Source organism: Geotalea uraniireducens, from assembly GCF_027943965.1.
In the GTDB taxonomy this organism is placed as follows: Bacteria; Desulfobacterota; Desulfuromonadia; order Geobacterales; family Geobacteraceae; genus Geobacter; species Geobacter uraniireducens.
The window spans coordinates 2,276,209-2,297,765 of sequence record NZ_AP027151.1 but is presented as its reverse complement, the minus strand read 5'-3'; the positions used below and the strand labels follow the sequence as shown (position 1 = coordinate 2,297,765).

The 21,557-nt window shown below is 54.0% G+C and carries 20 protein-coding genes, 1 tRNA gene and 1 pseudogene; 5 read left to right on the top strand and 17 right to left on the bottom strand.

The genetic code is table 11. The features are described from left to right. Positions 1-6: 6 nt before the first annotated feature. The 11 genes and pseudogenes from QMN23_RS10675 to rimP all read right to left on the bottom strand — a co-directional run bounded on the left by QMN23_RS10675 (position 7) and on the right by rimP (position 11,176). Entirely contained in the window at positions 7-1,263 is a 1,257-nt protein-coding gene (locus QMN23_RS10675) for a M16 family metallopeptidase (RefSeq protein ID WP_281999292.1), read from the bottom strand. 51 nt (positions 1,264-1,314) lie between these two features. Then, positions 1,315-3,408 (bottom strand): polyribonucleotide nucleotidyltransferase, encoded by a 2,094-nt coding sequence (gene pnp, locus QMN23_RS10670; protein WP_282003863.1) that lies wholly within the window; start codon positions 3,406-3,408, stop codon positions 1,315-1,317. Between the two features lie 253 nt (positions 3,409-3,661). Further along, a complete protein-coding gene (gene rpsO / locus QMN23_RS10665) occupies positions 3,662-3,928 on the bottom strand; it encodes a 30S ribosomal protein S15 (protein WP_281999291.1) in 267 nt (88 codons plus the stop codon). A 115-nt stretch (positions 3,929-4,043) separates the two neighbouring features. After that, on the bottom strand, positions 4,044-4,958 hold the full coding sequence (gene truB, locus QMN23_RS10660; protein WP_281999290.1) for a tRNA pseudouridine(55) synthase TruB: 915 nt from the start codon (positions 4,956-4,958) through the stop codon (positions 4,044-4,046). Between the two features lie 4 nt (positions 4,959-4,962). Beyond that, a complete protein-coding gene (locus QMN23_RS10655) occupies positions 4,963-5,913 on the bottom strand; it encodes a DHH family phosphoesterase (protein ID WP_281999289.1) in 951 nt (316 codons plus the stop codon). Continuing rightward, positions 5,906-6,262 carry a ribosome-binding factor A gene (locus tag QMN23_RS10650; protein ID WP_281999288.1) on the bottom strand — a complete coding sequence of 119 codons (357 nt, stop codon included), beginning with the start codon at positions 6,260-6,262 and terminating at the stop codon, positions 5,906-5,908. Before QMN23_RS10650 ends, QMN23_RS10655 begins: the two co-directional genes overlap by 8 nt. Before the next feature lie 41 nt (positions 6,263-6,303). Further along, positions 6,304-8,898, bottom strand: a complete 2,595-nt coding sequence (infB, locus tag QMN23_RS10645) for a translation initiation factor IF-2 (protein ID WP_281999287.1) — start codon at positions 8,896-8,898, stop codon at positions 6,304-6,306. Then, the gene (locus QMN23_RS10640; RefSeq protein WP_282003861.1) at positions 8,876-9,259 is read right to left on the bottom strand and encodes a L7Ae/L30e/S12e/Gadd45 family ribosomal protein; all 384 of its coding nucleotides are present in this window, start codon (positions 9,257-9,259) and stop codon (positions 8,876-8,878) included. The genes infB and QMN23_RS10640 overlap by 23 nt, the downstream gene beginning before the upstream one ends. Positions 9,260-9,286: 27 nt before the next feature. Next, positions 9,287-9,493, bottom strand: a pseudogene (locus QMN23_RS10635) (YlxR family protein); the annotation flags it as partial. A 2-nt stretch (positions 9,494-9,495) separates the two neighbouring features. After that, a complete protein-coding gene (gene nusA / locus QMN23_RS10630) occupies positions 9,496-10,656 on the bottom strand; it encodes a transcription termination factor NusA (RefSeq protein ID WP_281999286.1) in 1,161 nt (386 codons plus the stop codon). A 40-nt stretch (positions 10,657-10,696) separates the two neighbouring features. Beyond that, positions 10,697-11,176, bottom strand: coding sequence for a ribosome maturation factor RimP (gene rimP, locus QMN23_RS10625; protein WP_281999285.1), 480 nt, complete (start codon positions 11,174-11,176; stop codon positions 10,697-10,699). 219 nt (positions 11,177-11,395) lie between these two features. Here rimP and bioB point away from each other — a divergent pair, with 219 nt between their 5' ends. Both bioB and bioD read left to right on the top strand, forming a co-directional pair. Next, positions 11,396-12,385, top strand: coding sequence for a biotin synthase BioB (bioB, locus tag QMN23_RS10620; protein WP_281999284.1), 990 nt, complete (start codon positions 11,396-11,398; stop codon positions 12,383-12,385). Next, positions 12,378-13,106 carry a dethiobiotin synthase gene (bioD, locus tag QMN23_RS10615; RefSeq protein WP_281999283.1) on the top strand — a complete coding sequence of 243 codons (729 nt, stop codon included), beginning with the start codon at positions 12,378-12,380 and terminating at the stop codon, positions 13,104-13,106. Before bioB ends, bioD begins: the two co-directional genes overlap by 8 nt. A gap of 178 nt (positions 13,107-13,284) precedes the next feature. Here bioD and QMN23_RS10610 read toward each other — a convergent pair whose 3' ends face one another. The 6 genes from QMN23_RS10610 to cobO all read right to left on the bottom strand — a co-directional run bounded on the left by QMN23_RS10610 (position 13,285) and on the right by cobO (position 19,682). Then, positions 13,285-13,677 carry a hypothetical protein gene (locus tag QMN23_RS10610; RefSeq protein WP_281999282.1) on the bottom strand — a complete coding sequence of 131 codons (393 nt, stop codon included), beginning with the start codon at positions 13,675-13,677 and terminating at the stop codon, positions 13,285-13,287. 280 nt (positions 13,678-13,957) lie between these two features. Beyond that, entirely contained in the window at positions 13,958-16,600 is a 2,643-nt protein-coding gene (locus QMN23_RS10605; RefSeq protein ID WP_281999281.1) for an A-adding tRNA nucleotidyltransferase, read from the bottom strand. Positions 16,601-16,644: 44 nt separating this feature from the next. Continuing rightward, complete coding sequence (locus QMN23_RS10600) at positions 16,645-17,511, bottom strand: L,D-transpeptidase (protein ID WP_281999280.1); 867 nt, start codon at positions 17,509-17,511, stop codon at positions 16,645-16,647. A gap of 80 nt (positions 17,512-17,591) precedes the next feature. Next, the gene (gene meaB / locus QMN23_RS10595; RefSeq protein WP_281999279.1) at positions 17,592-18,551 is read right to left on the bottom strand and encodes a methylmalonyl Co-A mutase-associated GTPase MeaB; all 960 of its coding nucleotides are present in this window, start codon (positions 18,549-18,551) and stop codon (positions 17,592-17,594) included. A 138-nt stretch (positions 18,552-18,689) separates the two neighbouring features. Beyond that, complete coding sequence (locus QMN23_RS10590; RefSeq protein ID WP_281999278.1) at positions 18,690-19,094, bottom strand: cobalamin B12-binding domain-containing protein; 405 nt, start codon at positions 19,092-19,094, stop codon at positions 18,690-18,692. Positions 19,095-19,151: 57 nt separating this feature from the next. Then, positions 19,152-19,682: a cob(I)yrinic acid a,c-diamide adenosyltransferase gene (gene cobO, locus QMN23_RS10585; protein WP_281999277.1), complete on the bottom strand. Its 531-nt coding sequence runs from the start codon at positions 19,680-19,682 to the stop codon at positions 19,152-19,154. 221 nt (positions 19,683-19,903) lie between these two features. Between cobO and QMN23_RS10580 the strand changes: the two genes are divergently transcribed. The 3 genes from QMN23_RS10580 to hisG all read left to right on the top strand — a co-directional run bounded on the left by QMN23_RS10580 (position 19,904) and on the right by hisG (position 21,338). After that, positions 19,904-19,978, top strand: a tRNA-Val gene (locus tag QMN23_RS10580). Between the two features lie 50 nt (positions 19,979-20,028). Further along, complete coding sequence (hisI, locus tag QMN23_RS10575; RefSeq protein WP_348835147.1) at positions 20,029-20,466, top strand: phosphoribosyl-AMP cyclohydrolase; 438 nt, start codon at positions 20,029-20,031, stop codon at positions 20,464-20,466. After that, positions 20,463-21,338: an ATP phosphoribosyltransferase gene (gene hisG / locus QMN23_RS10570; protein ID WP_281999276.1), complete on the top strand. Its 876-nt coding sequence runs from the start codon at positions 20,463-20,465 to the stop codon at positions 21,336-21,338. Before hisI ends, hisG begins: the two co-directional genes overlap by 4 nt. Positions 21,339-21,557: the final 219 nt, after the last annotated feature.

The following is a 21,557-nucleotide window of genomic DNA, read 5'->3' as shown; positions in this document are numbered from 1 at the left end:
GGCGACCTAGCAGGTTAGAAGGGAGGTGTCGAAGCTTTTACCGCCAAGTTTGCCGGTCAGCGCCAAGGTGAAATACCTCGAATCGAATAGATCGCCGGCAAGATTGAGAATGTCGTGGGGAGTAACTGCGTCGAAACCGTCCGTCAGTTCGGACAAGGAAAGATAACGGCCAAAGTAAATCTCATTTTTGGCCAGTTTGGTCATGCGATTGTCGGTACTTTCCAGCGAGAGCAGCATATTACCTTTGATCTGTTCCCGCGCCGAATCGAGCTCTTGATTCGGCACCGCTTCGTTCGCCAGCCGTCGGAATTCCGAGAACGTGACGTCAAGGACGTCTTCAAGTTTTTCCGGGCTCGTCCCCGCGTAAATAACCAGCGAACCCGCGTCGGTGTGGGAAACTACATAGGAATAGACCGAATATGCCAGACCAAGCCGTTCCCGAATCTCTTGGAACAACCGGGAACTCATGCTGCCGCCGAGGATTGTGTTGATGAGATACAATTCGAACCGCCGGGGATGGTTCTGAGGCAGTGCCTTTGTCCCCAGGCAAATGTGCAACTGTTCGAGTTCTTTCTCGATCGACTCAATCCGTTTTTCATAAACCGGCAGATGACAAAAATCACGGCCGGTACCTGCAGTAACCCTCGCAAACATGTCATTGAAGAGTTTGAGGAGATCATCGTGACGCACATTGCCTGCGGCTGCAATAATGATATCTTCAGCACAATACATCTGCTCTTTGTGTGCGACGATTGCATCACGTGAGAGGTTTTCGATGCTTTCAACACTACCGAGGATTGACATACCCAGCGGATGCCCTCGCCAGATGCTGCGATGAAAAAGATCATGGATGTAATCGTCAGGGGTGTCCTCCATCATGCTGATTTCCTGGAGAACAACCTTGCGCTCTTTTTCTATTTCATCGGGATCGAATGTCGAGTGGAGAAAGATGTCGGATAACAGGTCAACTGTCTTCGGTAAGAACTTGTCGAGGACCTTCGCATAATAGCAAACGTACTCGCGGCTTGTGAAAGCATTCAAGATGCCGCCGACCGAATCGATTTCGCAGGCGATATCAAGCGCAGTGCGTTTCTTTGTCCCCTTAAAAAGCAGATGCTCGGTGAAATGAGCAACGCCATTGTGCTCCCGCCGTTCATGGCGGGAGCCATTGGCAACCCAGATTCCGATAGATACGGAATGAACATGAGGCATGTATTCGGAGATTATCCGCACGCCGTTATCGAGGATCGTTTTGCTGATCATGCTTAAAACTATACCCTGAATGGTAGAGTTTACCAGAGGCCGGCCTGGTAATTATTCCGGGAGAACGGCCCCCAGAGCCTCCTTGCGGGACAGTTTTATTTTCCCTTGTTTATCAATGCCAATGCACTTGACGAGAACTTTGTCGCCTTCCTTGAGCACATCGGATACGTTCTTGACCCGCTCGGTATCGAGTTCGGAAATATGGACAAGGCCGTCCGTGCCGGGGAAGATTTCGACGAATGCGCCGAAATCCATCACTTTCTTGACCGTGCCCATGTACAGTTTTCCTTCTTCGGCTTCAGCCGTAAGGTCCCTGATCATCTTGATCGCCTGTTCGGAGGCAGCCTTGCTTGTGCTGGCAATATTGATTCTGCCAGTATCTTCGATATCGATGGACACGCCGGTAGCTTCGGTGATGCCCCGTACGTTCTTGCCGCCGGCACCGATGACGTCGCGAATCTTGTCCGTTTTGACCCAGACCGTGGTGATGCGCGGTGCAAACGGCGAAAGATCCCCCTTCGGCTGGGAAATCACTTCTGCCATTTTGCCCAGGATGTGGATACGGCCGTCTTTAGCCTGTTTCAGCGCCTGCTCCATGATTGCACGGGTTACCCCGGTAATCTTGATATCCATCTGAATCGCGGTAACACCTGCTGCAGTACCGGCGACTTTGAAGTCCATATCGCCGAGATGATCTTCATCGCCGAGGATATCGGAAAGGATGGCGATACGGTCACCTTCTTTGATCAGACCCATGGCGATCCCGGCAACCGGCGCTTTGATCGGAACCCCGGCATCCATCATGGAAAGGGAACCGCCACAAACAGTGGCCATTGAGGAGGAGCCGTTGCTCTCGAGAATGTCGGAAACGATCCGGATCGTGTAAGGGAATTCCTCATGCTTCGGCACAACCCGCTCAAGCGCACGCTCGGCAAGATTCCCATGACCGATTTCCCGCCTCCCCGGAGCGAGGCGCATGCTTGTTTCCCCAACGGAATACGGCGGGAAGTTGTAGTGGAGCAGGAATCGTTTTTTGCTTTCACCGTACAGCGAGTCGATGCGCTGCTCATCGATGGAGGTGCCGAGAGTGGCGGCAACCAGCGCTTGCGTTTCCCCACGGGTAAAGAGTGCCGAGCCGTGGGCCCGGGGCAGCAGGTTGATTTCGGAGGTGATGGGCCGGATGGTTTTGGTGTCACGGCCGTCAATCCGTTCGCCGTCTTTCAGAATATGCTCACGTACCAATTCGTACTCGAAGTCGCCGAGGAAATCTTTGATTTCGCTGTTGAGTCCTTCGAATTCAGGCAACAGGGCTTCAAGGGTTTCCTGGGTGATGGTGGCAATGCAGTTGTGACGTTCCTGTTTAGAACGGATTCTGACTGCTTCGTCGATGCGTGAATAGGCCAACTCCCTGACCCGGGTTTTCAGTGTTTCGTTCACCGGCACGGTAACGATTTCCCGTTTGGCGACACAAGCCATCCGCTTGAGTTCTTCTTGGGCAGTGATAAGCGGCTGAACGGCGGCATGGCCGAAGAAAATTGCTTCCAGCAGGTCGGCTTCGGAAACTTCAGCGGCACCGCCCTCCACCATGATTACCGCATCCTTGCTCGCGGCAACAACGATTTCCAAATCGCTGTTTGCCAGTTGCTCGGCGGAAGGATTGGCAACGAAAGTTCCGTCCACCCTTCCGACCTTGACGCCAGCGATCGGTCCAAGGAAAGGGATATCGGAGACTTCAAGTGCTGCAGAAGCACCGATCATCGCCAGTATTCCGGGGTCATTGTCCTGATCCGCCGAAATTACCGTTGCCATAATCTGTGTTTCGTTCAAAAAGTTTTCGGGGAAAAGCGGCCGGATCGGCCGGTCGATGAAGCGGCATGTCAGGGTTTCGTTCTCCGAAGGGCGCCCTTCCCGCTTGAAAAATCCGCCCGGGATTTTACCACCGGCATAAGCTTTTTCCTGATAGTTGACGGTCAGCGGGAAAAAATCCTGACCTTCCTTGGCGTTTTTAGCCGCTACGGCGGTCACGAGCACCATTGTATCGCCACAGCTAACGACGACGGCACCGCTGGCCTGCTTGGCCATTTTACCCGTTGCAATCGTTATGGTCCTACCGCCTACTTCTACCGCTACAGTTTGTTCTGTCATTATGTACTGGCCTCCTAGCCTTGTGGGGTATGTTGGGGCCGTCGATTGGCCGGCCAAGGCTATCTTGGCCGGCCAATCCACGCCCCCAACTGACAAAAATATAGGGCTGTAAAGCCCGCCCTGTAAATGCCAACAAACAAGCCCCCGTCCGGTGCAACCGGCATCAGCTCCAGCGGTTCTCAACCGGGAGCTGCTACTGGGGGGCTGTTAAAAGGAAAGGCAATATACTCCTGCGGGAGTATACTGCCTCTTCTTATCGACGAATGCCGAGCTGTTCGATGATGGTCCGGTATCTCTCGACGTCTTTTTTCTTGAGATAGTCGAGGAGTCGTCTTCTTTGGCCGACAATCTTCAAAAGACCCCGACGGCTGTGATGATCTTTCTTGTGGACTTTGAAATGTTCCGTCAGATAGGTAATTCTCTCGGTGAGCAGCGCAATCTGTACTTCGGGAGACCCCGTATCGCCTTCGTGGCGCTTGAATGACGAAATAATCTCTTGCTTCTTTTCGGTTACAAGCACGTTCTGTACACCTCCTTTCTCTGTTTCGGTAAAATTCTCGACCAGTTTTCTGGTACGTTCACACTTCGGTAGTGTGTCTTGTACCATAAACGGCCAGTGCTGTAAAGGGGAAAACCTAGTTAAAGACCCTTAAAAGCTTGAGGTTTTCGCAGCCGTCCTGCCAGAAGGGATTGGTATTTTCCGCAATGGCAACAAGTTTGTCCTCACGGACAAGTCTGACGCGTCCACCAAGGGGGAGATCATTAAGGGAGCATAACTCGATTTCAGCCAGCGCTGGCATTCTCCCGCATCGAACCTGTCGTTCTCCCTGCTCTGACAAAGCCAACGCGGGCAAGTAGCTCAAAGCTGTCAAGACAGGTACAAATAGGTCACGAAGGGTTCCACTTTTGACGAGGGCAGCCAAATCATCGAGTTTAATTGCCTGTGCCAGTGAAAAAGGGCCGCTCCGCGTCCTTCTCAAAGCAACCAGATGGGCGCCACAGCCTAGCGATGCTCCTATGTCGTGGGCCAATGTCCGCACGTAGGTTCCACGAGAGCAGCTCACCGTCATCGTAATGTGAGGCAAACAGATGTGGTCAGCATGCAAGGAATGGATGTCGATCAACCGGGATGGACGTTCGATATCGATTCCCTTTCGCGCCAGTCGATAGAGAGGGACGCCATCCCGTTTGATTGCCGAAAACATCGGAGGGGTCTGGGCTATTCGGCCAACGAACGAGGCGAGCACGCGCTCGAAATCCTGTCCCTCTATTTTATGCCAGTCGGCAACCGAGAGGACGGTCCCCGTGCAATCCTGCGTATCGGTAGCAATCCCGAGGGCCATAGTTGCTTGGTATTCCTTCACCTGCTCGTCGAGGAAGGGGATCGCTTTTGTTCCTTCCCCGATGGCGATAGGAAGGACGCCGGTTGCAAACGGATCAAGAGTTCCGGTATGCCCGACTTTTTTCACTCCTAGAGTGCGCCGAACGACAGAAACGACATCATGGGAGGTCATCCCTGCAGGCTTGTCGAGAACGAGAAAGCCATCCATCGAGTTAAATAGCCTTCTCCAGGTGGCTGAAAATCTGAGTTTTAACGTCGTCGAGTGAGCCCTTCAGATTGCAGCCGGCAGCATTGTGGTGTCCTCCTCCACCAAAAGCGGCGGCAATACTGGATACGTCAACCTTGCCTTTGGAGCGGAAGCCGACCTTGAAAAAACCCGCGCTGATTTCGCGAAAAAAAACCGCAACTTCGACCCCTGATATTGATCGGGGATAATTCACAAAGCCATCGGTCAGTTCGGCAGTCGCCCCTGTCCGGGCATACATTTCAAGGGTTACAGCGAGTGACGCGAACTTGCCGCAGGAAGATGTCGTCAGCGTAGAAAGGGCCAGTGCCAGGAGCATGAGCCGTTCCTGTGGCTGGCTTTCATACAATTTTTCCGATATGTCCCAGGCATTTACGCCAACTTCGATCATTTCGCCGGCAATGGCAAATGCTTCGGGATTAGCGTTGGAATAACGGAACGAGCCGGTATCGGTAATAATTGCGGTGTAAATGCTGAGGGCTATCGGTAGGTCGATTGGCCAGTCGGAGGCCTTGATAATCCGATAGACGAGCACTCCGCTTGCTGCGGCAGCCGGGTCGATGTAATTGATCGAGCCAAAATTATCGATAGTCAGGTGATGATCGATGTTGATGAATTTACCGACCCTGCGGCATTGGTTGATCTGTGCGCCAGCCCGGCGGAATTCGCCGACATCGAGAACGAAACAGACATCGTAGTCACGTTCCGGGAGTTGCTGCACCACTTCCGAAGCCAGGGGGAGAAAGGTGTACAGGTCGGGCACCGCATCGCAAAAATGTATCGTGACATCTTTACCCAACGCCTTGAGGTAACCGGCAAGTGCCAAAGATGAGCCTACGGCATCACCATCAGGGTTCTCGTGAGTCGTAACCAGAAAACTGCTGTTCGCGTGGATCTCCCCGAGAATCCTCTCAATCATTGTCACCTTCCCCGGAATGAATTTCCTTCAGCAGGCGTTCTATACGGTTACCGTAGTCGACTGATTCGTCATATTTGAAAAGAATATCCGGGACGTACTTCATCCGCAATGCCTTGCCGATTTCCTTGCGCACGAAGCCGGCAGCCCGCGTGAGCCCGTCCTGAGTCGATTTCTGCTCCGTCTCGCTGCCAATGACCGTGTAGTAGATCGTTGCCAAGTGGAGGTCGTCGGTCAATTTTACGCCGGTGATCGTGACGAAACCAATACGCGGATCCTTGAGCCCCTTGATGAGCAGCCCGGAAACAAGCTCGTGTATTGCCTCGGCAACCTTGTCAGATCGCTTATACATAAGTACCCACTTTACTTCCGCGCCGACACAATATGTTACGATCAGAGTGTCGAAGCGATCTTTTCGATTTCGAATGCTTCGATGACGTCGCCAACCTTGATGTCATTGTAATTTTCCAAGCCGATGCCGCACTCGTAGCCAGCCGCAACCTCGCGGACATCATCCTTGAACCGGCGGAGACTCGACATCTTGCCTTCGTAAATCACAATGTTATCGCGCAACAGCCGGACATGGGCATTCCGCAGCACCTTGCCATCGAGAATGTAGCAACCGGCCACATTTCCCACCTTCGGTACAGAGAAGACTTCGCGGACTTCGGCACGGCCCAGGTGCTTTTCACGAAGTGTCGGCTCGAGCAAGCCCTCCATGGCCTTTTTGATGTCTTCCACCGCGTCGTAGATGATGTTGTACAGCCGCAGGTCCACCCCTTCCTTTTCGGCGAGGTTGGCAGCCTTGGGCTCCGGTCGAACGTTAAAACCGAGGATGATGGCGTTACTTGCCGTGGCCAGGTTGACGTCTGTTTCGGTGATCGCCCCGACCGAGGAGTGGATTACATTGAGGCGTACCGCATCGGTCGAAAGTTTTCGCAACGACTCGGTAACGGCTTCCACTGAACCTTGAACGTCGCCCTTGACGATAACGTTGAGGTCCTTGACTTCGCCCTTCTGAATCTTTTCGTAAAGTTGCTCCAAAGAAAGCTTACTGTGCTTGGCAAGCTCGGTCTCCCTGAGTTTCTGCTGACGATGCGAAGCGATTTCTTTCGCTTTTTTCTCGTCGGGAAGACAGATGAAGACATCACCGGCGTCGGGAACCCCGGTAAAGCCAATTACCTCGACCGGCATGGAGGGGCCGGCGGACACAAGTTTGTCGCCACGGTCGTTCTGCATCGCCCGAACTCTGCCGGAGTGAACCCCCGCAACAAAAAAATCACCGACCTTGAGCGTTCCGTCCTGGACGAGAACCGTTGCTACCGGTCCGCGGCCGCGATCGAGTTTTGCCTCGACGATTGTTCCCCGGGCGGCCTTGTCGGCATTTGCCTTGAGGTCCATAACGTCTGCCTGTAGCAATACCATCTCAAGCAGCTCACTGATGTTGATGTGCTTTTTGGCAGAGACCTCGACGAAGATGGTGTCTCCTCCCCACTCCTCGGAAACGAGTCCGAGTTCCATGAGTTCTTGTTTGACCCTTTCCGGTTTGGCTTCCGGCTTGTCGATCTTGTTGACTGCCACGATAATGGGGACACCGGCCGCTTTGGAATGGTTGACCGCTTCGCGGGTCTGCGGCATGACTCCATCGTCTGCTGCTACAACCAGAATAACGATATCGGTGACTTTGGCACCCCGAGCGCGCATAGCGGTAAACGCCTCATGACCAGGGGTATCGAGGAACGTGATTTTCCGCCCTTTCAGCTCGACATCATAGGCTCCGATGTGCTGAGTGATGCCGCCAGCTTCGCCGGCAATGACGTTGGTTTCGCGAATGGCGTCGAGCAGCGATGTCTTGCCATGATCGACGTGGCCCATAATGGTGACGACCGGCGGTCGCTTCTGCAGAAACTCCGGCGCATCGGGCACGGCTTCGAATATCTCGTCGAGATCAATAGCGACATTCTCGATTTCATAGCCGAAATCACTGGCGAGAAGAGTGGCCGTATCGACATCGAGAGGATGGTTAATGGTTACCATCATCCCCATCTTGATCAAAGAGCGGATCAGATCATTAGCCTTAACCCCCATCCGTTTTGCCAGTTCTCCAACCGTGATTGTTTCGGTGATTTTGATTATCCGCTTGATTGCCTTAGGCGTCGTGATCTCAGTTTTCTTGCCGACAGATACCTGCTCGCGTTCCCGCTTTCTATTTTTGCCAGAACGTGGCCCCGGCTCGAAAATTCTCTCGCGCTTCTCCAGTAATTCAGCTTTCTTAAACACTTCCTTCTTTTTGCCGCCGGCCGGCGCCTTTTTCGGAGCCCGTTCGGGTTCCGGCACAGCCACGAATTCTTTCCCTTTCCGTGCCTTTTTCCGCTCTTCGGCTGCGGCGGCGGTTTCAGGTGAGGGCGCCGCTGCCGGAGCCGGCCGCTCTTCAACCCTTTTCTTGGGAATGAAGACTTCACGCTTTTCCGGTGGTTTGGTCTGGGTGATTCCGGGGATCTCCACCCGCCCGAGAATCCGGGCTTTCGTAGCTGTAGGCCGTTCCACGACAGGCTCCTCTGCCGGTGCTGTCACCGGCGCAGCAGCGGCCGACGGTGACGGCGGGGTCTCGGCTTCCGGGGCGCGTGCCGGTGCCTCGGCGACGATCGCTGCCGGCGCTTCGGCAGGTTCGGGTTCGGCAACAGGTGCCGGGGCCATCGCAGCCGGTGCCGCAGGAGCCTCGACTTCGGGTGCGGGGGTAACCGCTTCGGCCGGTGCGGCTTCAACGACTTTAGGCCGTCGGCGGATGATGGTCGTGGTTACCCTGACTTCCTCTTGTGAGACTTCTTTGGGGGGGGCGGGAGGAGCAGTTACTTTGTTGACTTCTTCTTCTTCAAGCACCGACATGTGACTTTTCACCTCGATACCCAGGCTCTTGAGCCGGGAAATAAGCTCCTTATTGTCGATTCCCATCTTCTTTGCCAATTCATATACGTGGGTCTTGCTCATCTACCGCACCCCCATCAAGGAAATTACCATAATGTTTCAACACGCTGACGATCGACGGCACGAAACCGCCATCTTCAATGGCTATCACACTTCGCAGACTTTTGCCGAGAAGTGTGCCGATCCGCTCTTTGTCGAGCAGGCGAAAGAGTGGAATCCCGCTTCTGGATGCCTGCTGCGCAATCTTAGCGCCGATATCTTCTGAAATATCGCTCGCAAGGAGAACCAACCCGATCCTTTTCTGCCTGCGGAGGTTCTCCAGGACCGTGTCGCTTCCGGAAACCACCTTACCCGCCTTGTTGGCAAGTGCCAGGTACGAGGCTATTCGCTCTTCAAGCCGGGCCAGCACCTGGTCGATAACCACATCTGCTCCGTCGACCCGTACTTCGCCCCGAAAGGCACGGTTAAACTGTTTGCGAGTAATTGCCGCCCGTACGCAGCGGTCGCTGAAACAGGTGTATGCCCCTCGACCGGGAAGTTTGCCCAGAATGTCCGGGACTACCGAAGAATCAGGCGCCAGGACGAAACGCAAAAGTTCCGTCTTGTTCCTTTCCTGTCGACAGCCGAGACATGTCCGTTGCGGTTCCTGACGAGGCATCGTTATTCTTCAGACCCCTCCGGCACAGCTTCGGCTTCATTAACGGCAAGAGATTCCTCAGCAGGTTCTTCCACCTCTTCGGCCAATGAGCCATCATACGATGAATATTCGAGCAATTCGGCTTCGGCGGCCCGTGTCTCGCTCTTTATATCGATCCGCCAACCGGTGAGCTTGGCGGCCAGCCGGACATTCTGCCCCTTCTTGCCAATGGCAAGCGACAGTTGGTCGTCTGCAACAACGATTTCCAGCGCGCGATTCTCTTCATCAATATATACTTTGGAAACAACGGCCGGTTGGAGTGAATTGCAGGCAAATCGCGCCGGATCCTCCGACCAGGGGATAATATCGATCTTTTCGCCGCGAAGTTCGGAAACCACATTCTGTACCCGCGTTCCACGCATTCCGACGCAGGCCCCAACCGGATCCACGTCGGAATCATTCGAATAGACCGCTATTTTCGAGCGGCTCCCCGGTTCGCGAACTACGTTTTTGATTTCCACGATTCCTTCGGCAATTTCGGGGACCTCTGCTTCGAAAAGCTTGGCCAGTACGCCGGGATGGGTGCGGGAAAGCAGAATCTGCGGGCCTTTGGGGGTCATGCGAATGTCGGTGATAAGTGCCTTGATTCGGTCTCCCTGTCGATACACTTCGCGAGGAGCCTGTTCTTTTTGCGAGAGGACTGCCTCCGCCCGGCCAAGATCGACAACCAGATCGCCTTTTTCGAAACGGCGCACTACGCCGTTGATCAGCTCGCCAATACGGTCCTTGAATTCGTTGAAGATCGTTTCACGCTCGGCTTCGCGCACTTTCTGGATAATGACCTGTTTGGCAGTCTGGGCGGCAATCCGCGTAAAACCACTGGCATCCAGCTTCATGCCGAGGGAGTCGCCAATTTCCACATCGGGATCGATTTCCCGGGCTTCTTCGAGGTCGATCTCCTTGTAGGAGTCTTGGACTTCCTCAACAACCGTTACAAATTCAAACAGCTCAACTTCACCGATTTCAGGGTTAAAATGCGCCTCAAGATCACGGGTATTGCGAAACTTCTTGTTTGCAGCAGTCAGAACCGCCTGCTCGAGAGCATCAACAACGATCTCCCGGTCAATCCCCTTTTCTTTTACAATCTGATCGATGATATGCTTGAGGCTTAAGGTTGTTTCCACGTCCGTATCTCCTTAACAGACTAATTGATTTAACTGGTATCTAGAACTCGAATTCAAGATTTGCTTTGGCAATTTTGTTCCGGGGAATTCTCGCCAGCTGTCCTTCCCTGAGTTTGACAACCACTATTTGGTTCTCACTGCCGACAAGATCGCCCAGAAATGTTTTGCGTTTATTGCCCTCTTCGTCGGCCACCAGCTCGAAAGTCCTGATTTTGACCAGACGACCTCGGTAGCGTTCGAAATCGGCATCAGTTTTCAGGGGGCGGTTAAGCCCCGGTGATGAAACTTCAAGAGTGTAATGCTCCTGGATGAAGTCTTCAATATCGAGGAGTTCAGAAAATTCGCGACTGACGGCAGCGCAGTCATCAAGGGTGACACCGCCTTCTTTGTCGATAAACAGCCGAAGGACAAAATCCCGGCCTTCTTTTCGGTACTCAATGTCGACGAGCTGCAGTCCCATGGGAGCCAGAAGACCTTCTGCGAGAGCTGTTGCATGACTCAGAGTATCTTCTTTTGCCATCTATCAATACCTCAAAAATAAAAAAAGTGAGCTGGAGGAGCTCACTTTTTAGTGAACATTAACTTGTATGTCGTGTTTATCACGCACTAGTGGAAAATGCAAGTTTTTTTTGCCAAGCGACCCGGCTTTGATTTTCAGAAAGGTGGTCGTTAACTTGTAGTGCGTAAACGGTTGACAACGAGCGGTTTGCTATGCTACTCGATACCTGGGAGGTGTTTGATGGCTACACAGATAGAATTGCTCGCCACGAAGGTTATTGGCGGTCAGAAACTCACCCCGGAAGAGGCGTTGCAACTCGCTTCATTGGATGGTACCGACGCCTTGGCACTGTTCCTGGCCGCCAGCAGGGTCAGAGACCACTATGTCGGTCGTGACATCGAGCTTTGCTCCATCATTAATGCCAAGTCGGGACGGTGTCCAGAGAATTGCGCCTTTTGTGCGCAATCTGCTCATCATACGACAGAGGTTCCCGTTTATCCGCTCGTTGACGAAGATGCAATGCTCTCCGGTGCCAAGGAAGCCGAGGGTGCGGGCTCGACCTGTTATGGCATTGTCACCAGCGGAACTTCAATCGGCAAAGGGGCAGAATTGGATCAAATCTGCCGGGCGGTGCGCCGAATAAAAGAAGAGACCGCCATTTCTCCGTCCTGTTCACTCGGCATCATTGATTTCGAAACTGCTTGCCAGCTCAAGGCGGCCGGCGTCGAAACCTACCACCATAACCTCGAAACTGCTCGAAGCTTTTTCCCCCAAATCTGTACGACTCACGATTACGAGGAGGATGTTGCGACGATCCGGGTAGTTAAACAGGCCGGGCTCAAGGTGTGTTGCGGAGGGATTCTGGGCTTGGGGGAATCGGCAGGGCAACGGATCGAACTGGCAATAACCCTTCGCGAACTCGGCGTTGATTCGGTGCCGCTGAATTTCCTTAATCCCGTTGTGGGGACCGGATTGGCGGGCGCTACGCAGATAACTCCCTTGGAGTGTTTGAAAAGTATCGCTCTTTTTCGGTTGCTCCTCCCTGAGCGAAAGATTACTGTGTGTGGCGGTCGAGAATATAATCTACGTGATCTCCAATCATGGATGTTTATAGCCGGTGCCAGTGGAACCATGATCGGCAACTACTTAACGACAACCGGCAGGAATGCAGCCCTAGATCGGCAGATGTTCACGGATTTAGGGCTTACTACGAGGAATTGTGGTGAATAAGCGGGGGATTTTCATAACCGGTACGGATACCGGTGTCGGCAAGACCATTGTTACGGCAACCATTGCCCGGCTGCTGAAAAATCGTGGGATCAATGTCGGAGTGATGAAGCCGGTGACCAGCGGGTGCATTGAGAAGGACGGGCGTCTGGTTTCAGAGGATGCAGAGCTGTTGGCGTGGGCGGCGGGAACCCCTCCGGATGATGCGTGCGCGCCTTATTGTCTGCGAACGCCGATAGCTCCTTCCGTGGCCGCTGCCCGTGAGGGAACCCGGATTGACTTTGCCCGGATCAGAGAAGCTTACGGCTGTTTGGCAGAACGACACGATTATCTGCTGGTGGAAGGTGCCGGCGGCCTGATGGTTCCCTTGAGCGGCGGCCTGCTCATTGCAGACCTGATCGCGGCCCTCAACCTGCCGTTGTTGGTGGTCGCCCGGCCGAATCTCGGGACGATCAACCATGCTGTCCTGACCTGTTACTCAGCCAAACAACTGGGAATCAAGGTCAGCGGCGTCATCGTCAATAGCTATCCCGATCAGCCCGATATGACGGAAGAATATGCACCCCATTTGATAGATTCTCTCTCCGGAGCGCCACTGCTCGGTATCTTTCCCCGGATTGTCGCGTCGGACCCTCGGGAGATGGTCGCCGATCTCGCAGAACGCCTCGATCGAGAAGCGACAACCCGCATCCTTTTGCGAGAGATTGGCGTTAACGATCTCTGAAAGCGCACAATGCGTTTGGCCGACGGCAAGACGGCATTGTTTGCCATGCGACCGGTGATATTGTGCCGCCAGTAAATGAAATCGAGTCGCCCGGCCCGACCATTATCGGATTGACGGCTTGGCATATAATGAAAAAGGGGGCTGGTGCCCCCTTTTTCATTATGACGGTCGTGAAAAACTAGAATTTACCGCGTAACAATTCGGCAGAAACGACGACGGCTCCTGGTCCATGGGCTCCTGCCGGAACGTAGTCTGGAACAACCGTCGGCACCGCCAGCCTGACTTTACCGTTTTCAACTTCGGCAAGTGCGTGTGCAGACTTAACCACCCCATATGCCGCTCCGGCAAGAACGCCGCCGGCGGCTCCGTAACCGATATAATCGAGATGGTTGGCCGGCTTATGGGTAAAAGCAAGCACTGCCGCACCAACCAAGCCCCCCGCCATCCCGCCGTATAAAGCATTGCGAAAGATCGATTCAAACCCGGAATCGTCGGCAAAGCAAGGCGAACTCAGACCGATCAACCAGGCAGCTACTACCCCGTACCAGCCGATTCGTTTTACGATACCCATGTCACCTCCCGAGTCAATGGTAACAAAATAGTATCAAATTGAAGGGCAATCGGCAAGCCAGAGAAGAGAAATTTAAACATTTTTTGTAATTGCTTGTAATTGCAGAACAAAATCCAGGCGAATGTATTCGGTTGACCCTAACGGTTCAGGATGTCGAGGTAAAAATGCAACAGCTCGCTGGTAAGCACGCTGTTGTGACGAGCTTTGCCCGGCATAACTATTTGAGAGCGCGTATGAAATTATAGAGAAGGCCATTTCACGTGCCTGTGTTGCACAAAAGCTACACTTGGTCGATTTCACGTGTTGCGAGCTGAAGCTCTTCTTCCCGGGTCAATACCTCACCGTTCAAGCGGGCGGCCAGCACACGATCGAGTATCTTGCGATAACGAGGGCCGACGGGAAGACCAAGCGCTTTCAAATCATTGCCTGTGATTGAACTGGCAACGTGTTGCAGCTTCGTAACGTAAAGGGAAACAAACTTTTTCACATCATCATTGCCTGACTTGGCCATTATGTAGAGAAGCAGTTCGGGCGTCAGTCCGGCAAGCCAGAAATAAATCTCGCTAGGCACTACGGGTTCGTGCTGGGCGACCCGACGTTCCATGACTTCCAATACCTGCTCGCCATGGATTCTCAGTTCTATGAGCTTTTCCCGGTAATGTTCGGAGACGGCAAGACGAGTACACATCTTCCAGAAGCGGTCGTCGCTGAGCGACGATGTGAGGGCCAGGAGATACACCACCCAATTTTCAACCCGTTGGCCCAGGTAGAGTAGATCGAACCAGGTAATCACTTTTTTTGCTTCTTCGATGACCCGAAGGTTTTCCGTCGTCAAAACGAGATCGGGATGTATGAAGCGGAGAAGGCCAAAACCGGCCATTCGCTGAATTGCCCCGATCGGATCGCTATGTTTGAAAATCTGCATCAGTTCATTCAGTAGACGTCTGCCGCCGACTTTTTCGAGAAAGCCCATTTTGATGGCGTTTTTTATCAGATTCTCTGTGTGCCGGGCGATGGCAAAGTTCAAGCGGTGTTCAAATCTGATTGCCCGGAAGACACGGGTGGGGTCTTCGACAAACGAGAGATTGTGCAATACGCGGATTGACTTTTCCTGGAGATCCCGATATGCCCCGAAGTAGTCGATAAGTAGGGCGAAATCGGCGCTGTTCAGCCGAATCGCCAGGGTATTGATGGTGAAATCGCGCCGATAGAGATCCATCTTGAGCGATGAACGCTCAACCGTCGGCAAGGCTCCCGGCGTTTCGTAATATTCGAGACGGGTGCTGGCGACATCAATTTTGAAGCCGTCCGGAAAAACGATCACTGCCGTGCCGAATTTGATATGGCTCTTGACCCGGCAGCCGTATCGAGCGGCAAATGTTTCCGCGAAAAAAATCCCGTCACCTTCGACGGAGACGTCGATGTCGCTGTTTTCGTTGCCGAGCAGCAGGTCCCGGACGAAGCCGCCCACGGCATAAACCGGCAGCTCCAGCGAATCGCCCGCTCCGCCCAGATCGCGGAGCACTTGCACAGTCCTCTTCGGCAGGTGTCGGGCCATCAGGTGAAGCACATCCTTCTTGCGCACCGGGAGTTTCTCGCGGGCGAGGTCGTAGACGGCATCATTCTGCTGCTGCATACCCGCGTACATGTAGCGCAGCAGGTCGGTTCTGGTGACGATGCCGCTTAACCGGTCGCCATCAAAGACCGGCACGAGCCGGCGGTGCTGGGTGACGATATAATCCTGGATCTCGGAGATCGGGGTATCAGGAGTCGCCCGCAGGTACTCGGTGTGCATATACTCGCCCACCGGCAGATTCCCCAAGCCGTGGTAAAGGGCTTTCTCGACGATACGGCGCGAAATTATCCCGACCATTCGGTCCCGATCCAGGACCGGCATGGCGTTCACGTTGTACCGGGTGAGAACCTCGCGAGCTTCGGCAATTGTCGTGGCTAATGGCAGCGTTTTTACGGGGGAAGACATCAGGTCAGCAGCCGACCGCTTCGGATTGACCATTTTATGGAGCAACTGGCGAAGATCGGTTAAAACCTCGATCGCCGATCGGTCTCTGATCGTTGCCGACGCCGCCGTGGCGTGGCCGCCACCGCCAAACTCGCGGAGGATCTTGCCGACATTCACTTCGGGAATCCGGCTGCGCGCGACGACGTAAACCCGGTCCCCCATGCCGACGACCACGAAAATTGCCCCCAGATTTTCCATGTCCCGCATCATATGGGCAAGAACGGCGATGTCGCCGATATAGTAATCAACCGTGGCATGGGCGAGGGAAATGTCGAGATCGTTGACTGAAAAAGTTTCCAGCGACTGGAGAAGAGTGTTGAGCAAGGCGATCTGGGGAGAGGTGAGTTCCTGGGTGACAAAATCCGCAACGGTATTCAGGTTTGCCCCCTGCTCCAGCAACCAGGCGGCAGCGTGGTAATCATCGGTAGTCGTCGACGGGAAGGTAAGATTGCCGGTATCTTCATAAATCCCGAGCATCATCAGGGTAGCTTCCACTGCAGTGACAGATTGGCCTTGCGCCATGAGCATCTTGACCAGAATGGTCGTCGATGAACCGCATTCCCTGATCGTTCCGCCTTGAGGCGGGATGTCGCCGAGAGAACTGGGATGGTGATCGTAGATATGTACTTCTAATCCCGCTTTGTTGAGAATTTCGGCAAAACGGCCAATTCTTGAGGAATGTTGACAATCGACGATAATCAGGCGGGTGACGCAACTGAGATCGAGATCCTTGAGCCGGGTGAAGTCAAGTGCATAGCCGGACGATTTGAGGAAAAAGTCCCGAACGCTCTTTTCCTGCGAACCGGAAAAGACCATTAATGCGTCCGGATACAATCGTTTAGCGGCGACCATCGCTCCGAGACAGTCGAAATCGGCATTTACGTGGGTAGTAATAACGTCCATGCTGACAGTGTGCCTCAAGAGCGATCAAAGTAAAGTCTGAAGGCTTAGCGGGTGGCAACGAGCGGTTTCAGCGGCGTGGCACAATAGGTCGGGTTTTTGCCGACCACCTCCACAACCGGGCCATCCTCAATCAGCTCGGCGTGACCACTGTCTTCGCCATATTCCGGGTTCCCGACGGCCCAGTCGTACAGCTTTTTTGCATCGAAGAGCACCGGTTGGGCGGGAATGCCATACACTCGATTTTGCATCGGCTCATCATAGACACCGACACAGCCGTGGGAGCCGGGCCGGCCGGGCAAATCCCGGGCATGAATCCAGTAGGCGACATTGTCCGCACCAACATGGAATCGCATGGCATAGTCCATTGGATATTGGGCCGTCTGGTCCTCGGTTTTGTACAACGACGACGCATGGGTCTGGTCGCGCGCATCAATGCGGTAAAGGCCCACTGGGGTTTCATGGCCGTCCCCTCCGGTCGCTGCCGGGATGGAGAACTGGAGTTTCCCTTTTACGTAGGCACCGATCCACTGCTCGGACAGGTTGATGAGAATAAATTTTTCGTAACGCTTTGCCGGTAGATATTCCATCGGCAGTGGTTGATAGTTCCTGGCCGCCGTCATATCGAGCGGAACCTTGATTGTCATCCCCGGATAGGCGTGGCGGCGATCAATCCGGTTGAATCGGGCGACATAAATCCAGTTCTTGCCGAAGAGCGATTCAAGTGTTTCGTTCGGACGGATGAAGTGAGGCCGCCAGGCTACGGTTTGCTGGCTCGGGTAGTCGATCCGGGTGAGATCTTCCTTTGCCGGGTCCTGCGGCGATGCTGCGGGGAGAGAAATACTCTGCGGTTTCCGGACAACGATGGCAACGAAGATAATCAGGGCGAGAAGTACTGCGATCCGGCGAGTCATGAGTTTTTGCCTACTCTAAAAAATGAACGGGGCCAAGGCCCCGTAAAACTTCTACAAAATATCACGCCAGCCCGGTCAGGTCAAGAAGGATTACCGGCGCGGACTGCGCGTTCCCGGAGAATCTTGTCAACCGTAGAATACGGGTCGGTTCGGTGGGCAATCATCTCGTCGATAAGCACCCTGAACCGCCCGTTGACATGCAAGTGCTCGTAAACTTCGGCAAATAGACGATCCCTCAACAGGTCGGTGAATTGCCGGACCGTCCTTTCTTCGCGGATTTTCTCCCCTTTGCCGGACTCTTCGAGGTATCGCCGGTGCGCCTCGATTTCCTGGACGAGTTCATTGATCCCCCGATTGCGGCTTGCCTCGGTCAGAAGTACCGGGGGGAGCCAGCCGCCGGGCAGAATCTGTTTCATTTCCAGCATTGTGGAGAGTTCGCGCGCGGTGCGTTCTGCTCCATCGCGGTCGGCTTTGTTAACGACGAACAGATCGCCGATTTCCAGTACCCCGGCCTTGATAGCTTGGATATCGTCGCCGAGACCGGGCACTGATACTACCACCGTTGTATGTGCCATCCTGACAATATCGACTTCGTCCTGCCCTACCCCAACGGTTTCGATAATGATAATGTCCATCCCCATGGCATCCATGACGTTCACCACATCGCCGGTCGAGCGGGACAAGCCTCCCATATGGCCGCGGGTAGCCAAGCTTCGAATAAACACCCCGGGATCGTCGGCGTGGCGATTCATTCTGATCCGGTCGCCTAGAATCGCCCCGCCAGTGAAAGGGCTGGTCGGGTCGATGGCAACAACGCCAACCCGTTTGTTTTGTGCGCGGAAAGCGGCGGTCAGCTGGTCGACGAGGGTTGATTTCCCTGCGCCGGGAGGGCCGGTGATCCCGAGAATAAAGGCATTGCCCGTCCGCGGGAACAGGAGCTTCATCTCCTCGGCAGCGCTGCGAAAGCCGTCATCCAGGTCACGCATTAGCCGTGCGGCGGCCCTGAGGTCGCCTGCAAGAATCTTGTCGGCCAAAGACATTGTATCTTCCTTTTGTTAGCGGCAGAGTCGACGTGCTCATGGCGTACTCCCGACGGTGGAGATGAAACGAGAAACGGGTGTGCCGGGGCCGAACTCTGCGATTCCGGTGCATTTGGCGGGGCGAAGCGGGAATTGCGATCAGGCGCGTGGCGCGATTTTGTCCCTTACCCAGGCAACGATCGCTTCGGTCGAAGTGCCGGGCGTGAACACTTCGCTGATCCCGGCCGATTTCAGACCGGGGATATCGTCCTCGGGAATGACCCCTCCACCGAACACAACGATGTCATCGGCCTGTCTGTCGCGTAACAGTTCACAGACCCGGGGCAACAACGAGTTGTGCGCCCCGGAAAGGATCGACAAGCCGATTGCATCGACATCTTCCTGGATCGCCGCGGCGACGATTTGCTCGGGAGTCTGGTGCAAACCGGTATAAACGACTTCGAAGCCTGCATCGCGGAAGGCCCGGGCGATAATCTTCGCTCCCCGATCATGACCGTCCAACCCCGGTTTCCCCACGAGAATGCGTAACGTTCTTTCTGACATGAATTTTCTCCTTCACGGGTTTATCGTATCAATGCGCTCCAGACCCTGGCAGGCCGGTTATTTTTCAATGCCAAGCCGGGCGGGTACGCCTGCCCGGTAATAATGCTTCACTTCTCGCATCTCGGTAACAAGATCAGCCAGCTCGATAATGCGCTCATCGGCATTCCTCCCGGTCAGAACCAGTTCAACCCGCGGCGGTTTCTGACGCAACACATCCAGAACATCATCGACGGCCAGCAGGCCAAAGGAAATGGCCCCGTTGATCTCATCGAGGATTACCAGGTCGTAGCACTCTTCGGCCAAGATCGCCTTTGCCTTTTGCAAAGCCTCATGCGCCAGGCGGATATCCTCTGCGTCGGGGTTTTCGCGGTTGACCCATCCTGGCCGGCCGGTTTGCACAATAGTGAACTGGTCCGGGAAATGCTGCGCCGCAAAGTGCTCGCCGTATGGGCCGCCACCTTTCATGAACTGAATCATACAGACTTTGAATCCGCGGCCAAGAGCACGGAACGCCAAACCGAGGGCAGCGGTCGTTTTACCTTTGCCGTTGCCGGTATAAACCTGAATCAAGCCTTGTTCAAGAGGCATTGGTGTCTCTTTTCAACTGAAGTCTAAAACCCGCGCTCGTTTAGTCATGATAAAATCTGCGGACCGAAACTATAACAACTGTGTCAATTCTCTGTCAAGGTGAATTAAAAACAGATAGAACGATTTTTTATTGCCAGTAAAATTATCCCGACCGGAGGACCGTCCGGCCAAAACAGCTCTTGACACGACTCTCTCATTCTGCTATTTGAAACGTACTTTTCGGGCGATTAGCTCAGCGGGAGAGCACTGCCTTCACACGGCAGGGGTCACTGGTTCGAACCCAGTATCGCCCACCAGAATACCGAAGGGGTGGTCAAGCGACCACCCCTTTTTTCGTTTGCGGACTATGGCGTCGAGCCTGTTCGCGTCCCGAAAAATGCCACCAAAGAGAGAGGAGACTGTCACGATGTCCAAAATTGATTTTGCCAAGATGGGCGGGCTGATCCCTGCCATCATCCAGGATCACGAGACAAACGAAGTGCTGATGGTCGCGTTCATGGATGAAAAGACTCTTTCGTCAACACTTGAAACGGGTAAGACATGGTTTTTCAGCAGAAGCCGCAACAAATACTGGATGAAGGGTGAAGAATCCGGCAACACCCAGGATGTCGTCGAAGTTCTGACCGACTGTGATTATGACTCGGTGGTCATCAAGGTGAAGCAGAACGGTCCAGCGGCCTGCCATACCGGCAACCGGAGCTGTTTTTATACCCGCTGGGAAAACGGCCAATGGGTTGAGCATTCAAATCCTCTTTTCGATCCGGAGGAGGTTTATAAAAAATGACCCAACAGCTGAAATTCGGCATCCCGAAGGGGAGCCTCGAAAATGCCACCATTGATCTCTTCGGCAAGGCCGGGTGGAACGTCTCGGTGTCTTCGAGAAGTTATTTCCCGACGGTTGATGATGACGAACTGCGCTGCAGCCTTATCAGAACCCAGGAGATGAGTAAATATGTCGAAAAAGGGACGATTGACGTAGGGATTGCTGGCCGCGACTGGGTCAGGGAAAACGACTCTGATGTGATGACCGTCTGTGAGTTGATCTATTCGAAAGTATCACGCCGCCCTGCCCGCTGGGTTCTGGTCGTGGCTCAGGATTCCCCGGTTCAATCCGCCGAGGACCTGGCAGGCAAGACCATAGCTACCGAACTGGTCGGTTTCACCCAACGCTATTTTGCCGAAAGGAGCATTCCCGTTACGGTTGAATTTTCCTGGGGCGCAACCGAGGCAAAAGTTGTTGAGGGGCTGTGCGATGCCATCGTCGAAGTAACCGAAACCGGGTCCACGATTCGGGCCAATGGTTTGCGCATTATCCAGGATCTTATGGAGTCGGTTCCCGTGGTCATCGCCAACCGGCAATCATGGAATGATCCCTGGAAACGGGGGAAAATCGAGCAAATTGCGACGCTTCTCCAGGCTGCACTGCGGGCTGAGAGCATGGTCGGCTTAAAGATGAATGCGCCAAATCATCGCGTGGAAGAAATCATCAAGATACTCCCCAGCCTGAACAATCCGACGGTTGCCCATCTGTTCAATTCGAACTGGGTGTCGATTGAAAGCGTCCTTAACGAAAAAGAAGTGCGTAAAATTGTCCCGGAACTGATCAAGCTAGGGGCGGAAGGCATTATCGAATATTCGCTTAATAAGATCATTTAGTTTCGACCCCACCCGTTATCACGGTCCAGGGGCGCGGCATATTGCCGTAACGCTGGACCGTGTTTCGTCCGCCAGCCCCGCCGCACGTTTATATCTCCTCGGACATGCGCCCCGCAAACAGGCATAATTGCCGATAACGTTAAGGAGCATTCCCCCTCCCCTTCTCTTGCGACGATAAGCACCGCTATCTCGTGCGCCCATCCAGCCAAAAATGCTCGG

What these genes read in the sequence shown, in the direction of transcription:
- QMN23_RS10675 (WP_281999292.1), bottom strand. Translation starts at nt 1,263, where the DNA reads ATGATCAGCAAAACGATCCTCGATAACGGCGTGCGGATAATCTCCGAA.
- pnp (WP_282003863.1), bottom strand. Translation starts at nt 3,408, where the DNA reads ATGACAGAACAAACTGTAGCGGTAGAAGTAGGCGGTAGGACCATAACG.
- truB (WP_281999290.1), bottom strand. Translation starts at nt 4,958, where the DNA reads ATGGATGGCTTTCTCGTTCTCGACAAGCCTGCAGGGATGACCTCCCAT.
- QMN23_RS10655 (WP_281999289.1), bottom strand. Translation starts at nt 5,913, where the DNA reads ATGATTGAGAGGATTCTCGGGGAGATCCACGCGAACAGCAGTTTTCTG.
- QMN23_RS10650 (WP_281999288.1), bottom strand. Translation starts at nt 6,262, where the DNA reads ATGTATAAGCGATCTGACAAGGTTGCCGAGGCAATACACGAGCTTGTT.
- infB (WP_281999287.1), bottom strand. Translation starts at nt 8,898, where the DNA reads ATGAGCAAGACCCACGTATATGAATTGGCAAAGAAGATGGGAATCGAC.
- rimP (WP_281999285.1), bottom strand. Translation starts at nt 11,176, where the DNA reads ATGGCAAAAGAAGATACTCTGAGTCATGCAACAGCTCTCGCAGAAGGT.
- bioB (WP_281999284.1), top strand. Translation starts at nt 11,396, where the DNA reads ATGGCTACACAGATAGAATTGCTCGCCACGAAGGTTATTGGCGGTCAG.
- QMN23_RS10610 (WP_281999282.1), bottom strand. Translation starts at nt 13,677, where the DNA reads ATGGGTATCGTAAAACGAATCGGCTGGTACGGGGTAGTAGCTGCCTGG.
- QMN23_RS10605 (WP_281999281.1), bottom strand. Translation starts at nt 16,600, where the DNA reads ATGGACGTTATTACTACCCACGTAAATGCCGATTTCGACTGTCTCGGA.
- QMN23_RS10600 (WP_281999280.1), bottom strand. Translation starts at nt 17,511, where the DNA reads ATGACTCGCCGGATCGCAGTACTTCTCGCCCTGATTATCTTCGTTGCC.
- meaB (WP_281999279.1), bottom strand. Translation starts at nt 18,551, where the DNA reads ATGTCTTTGGCCGACAAGATTCTTGCAGGCGACCTCAGGGCCGCCGCA.
- QMN23_RS10590 (WP_281999278.1), bottom strand. Translation starts at nt 19,094, where the DNA reads ATGTCAGAAAGAACGTTACGCATTCTCGTGGGGAAACCGGGGTTGGAC.
- cobO (WP_281999277.1), bottom strand. Translation starts at nt 19,682, where the DNA reads ATGCCTCTTGAACAAGGCTTGATTCAGGTTTATACCGGCAACGGCAAA.
- hisI (WP_348835147.1), top strand. Translation starts at nt 20,029, where the DNA reads ATGGCGTCGAGCCTGTTCGCGTCCCGAAAAATGCCACCAAAGAGAGAG.
- hisG (WP_281999276.1), top strand. Translation starts at nt 20,463, where the DNA reads ATGACCCAACAGCTGAAATTCGGCATCCCGAAGGGGAGCCTCGAAAAT.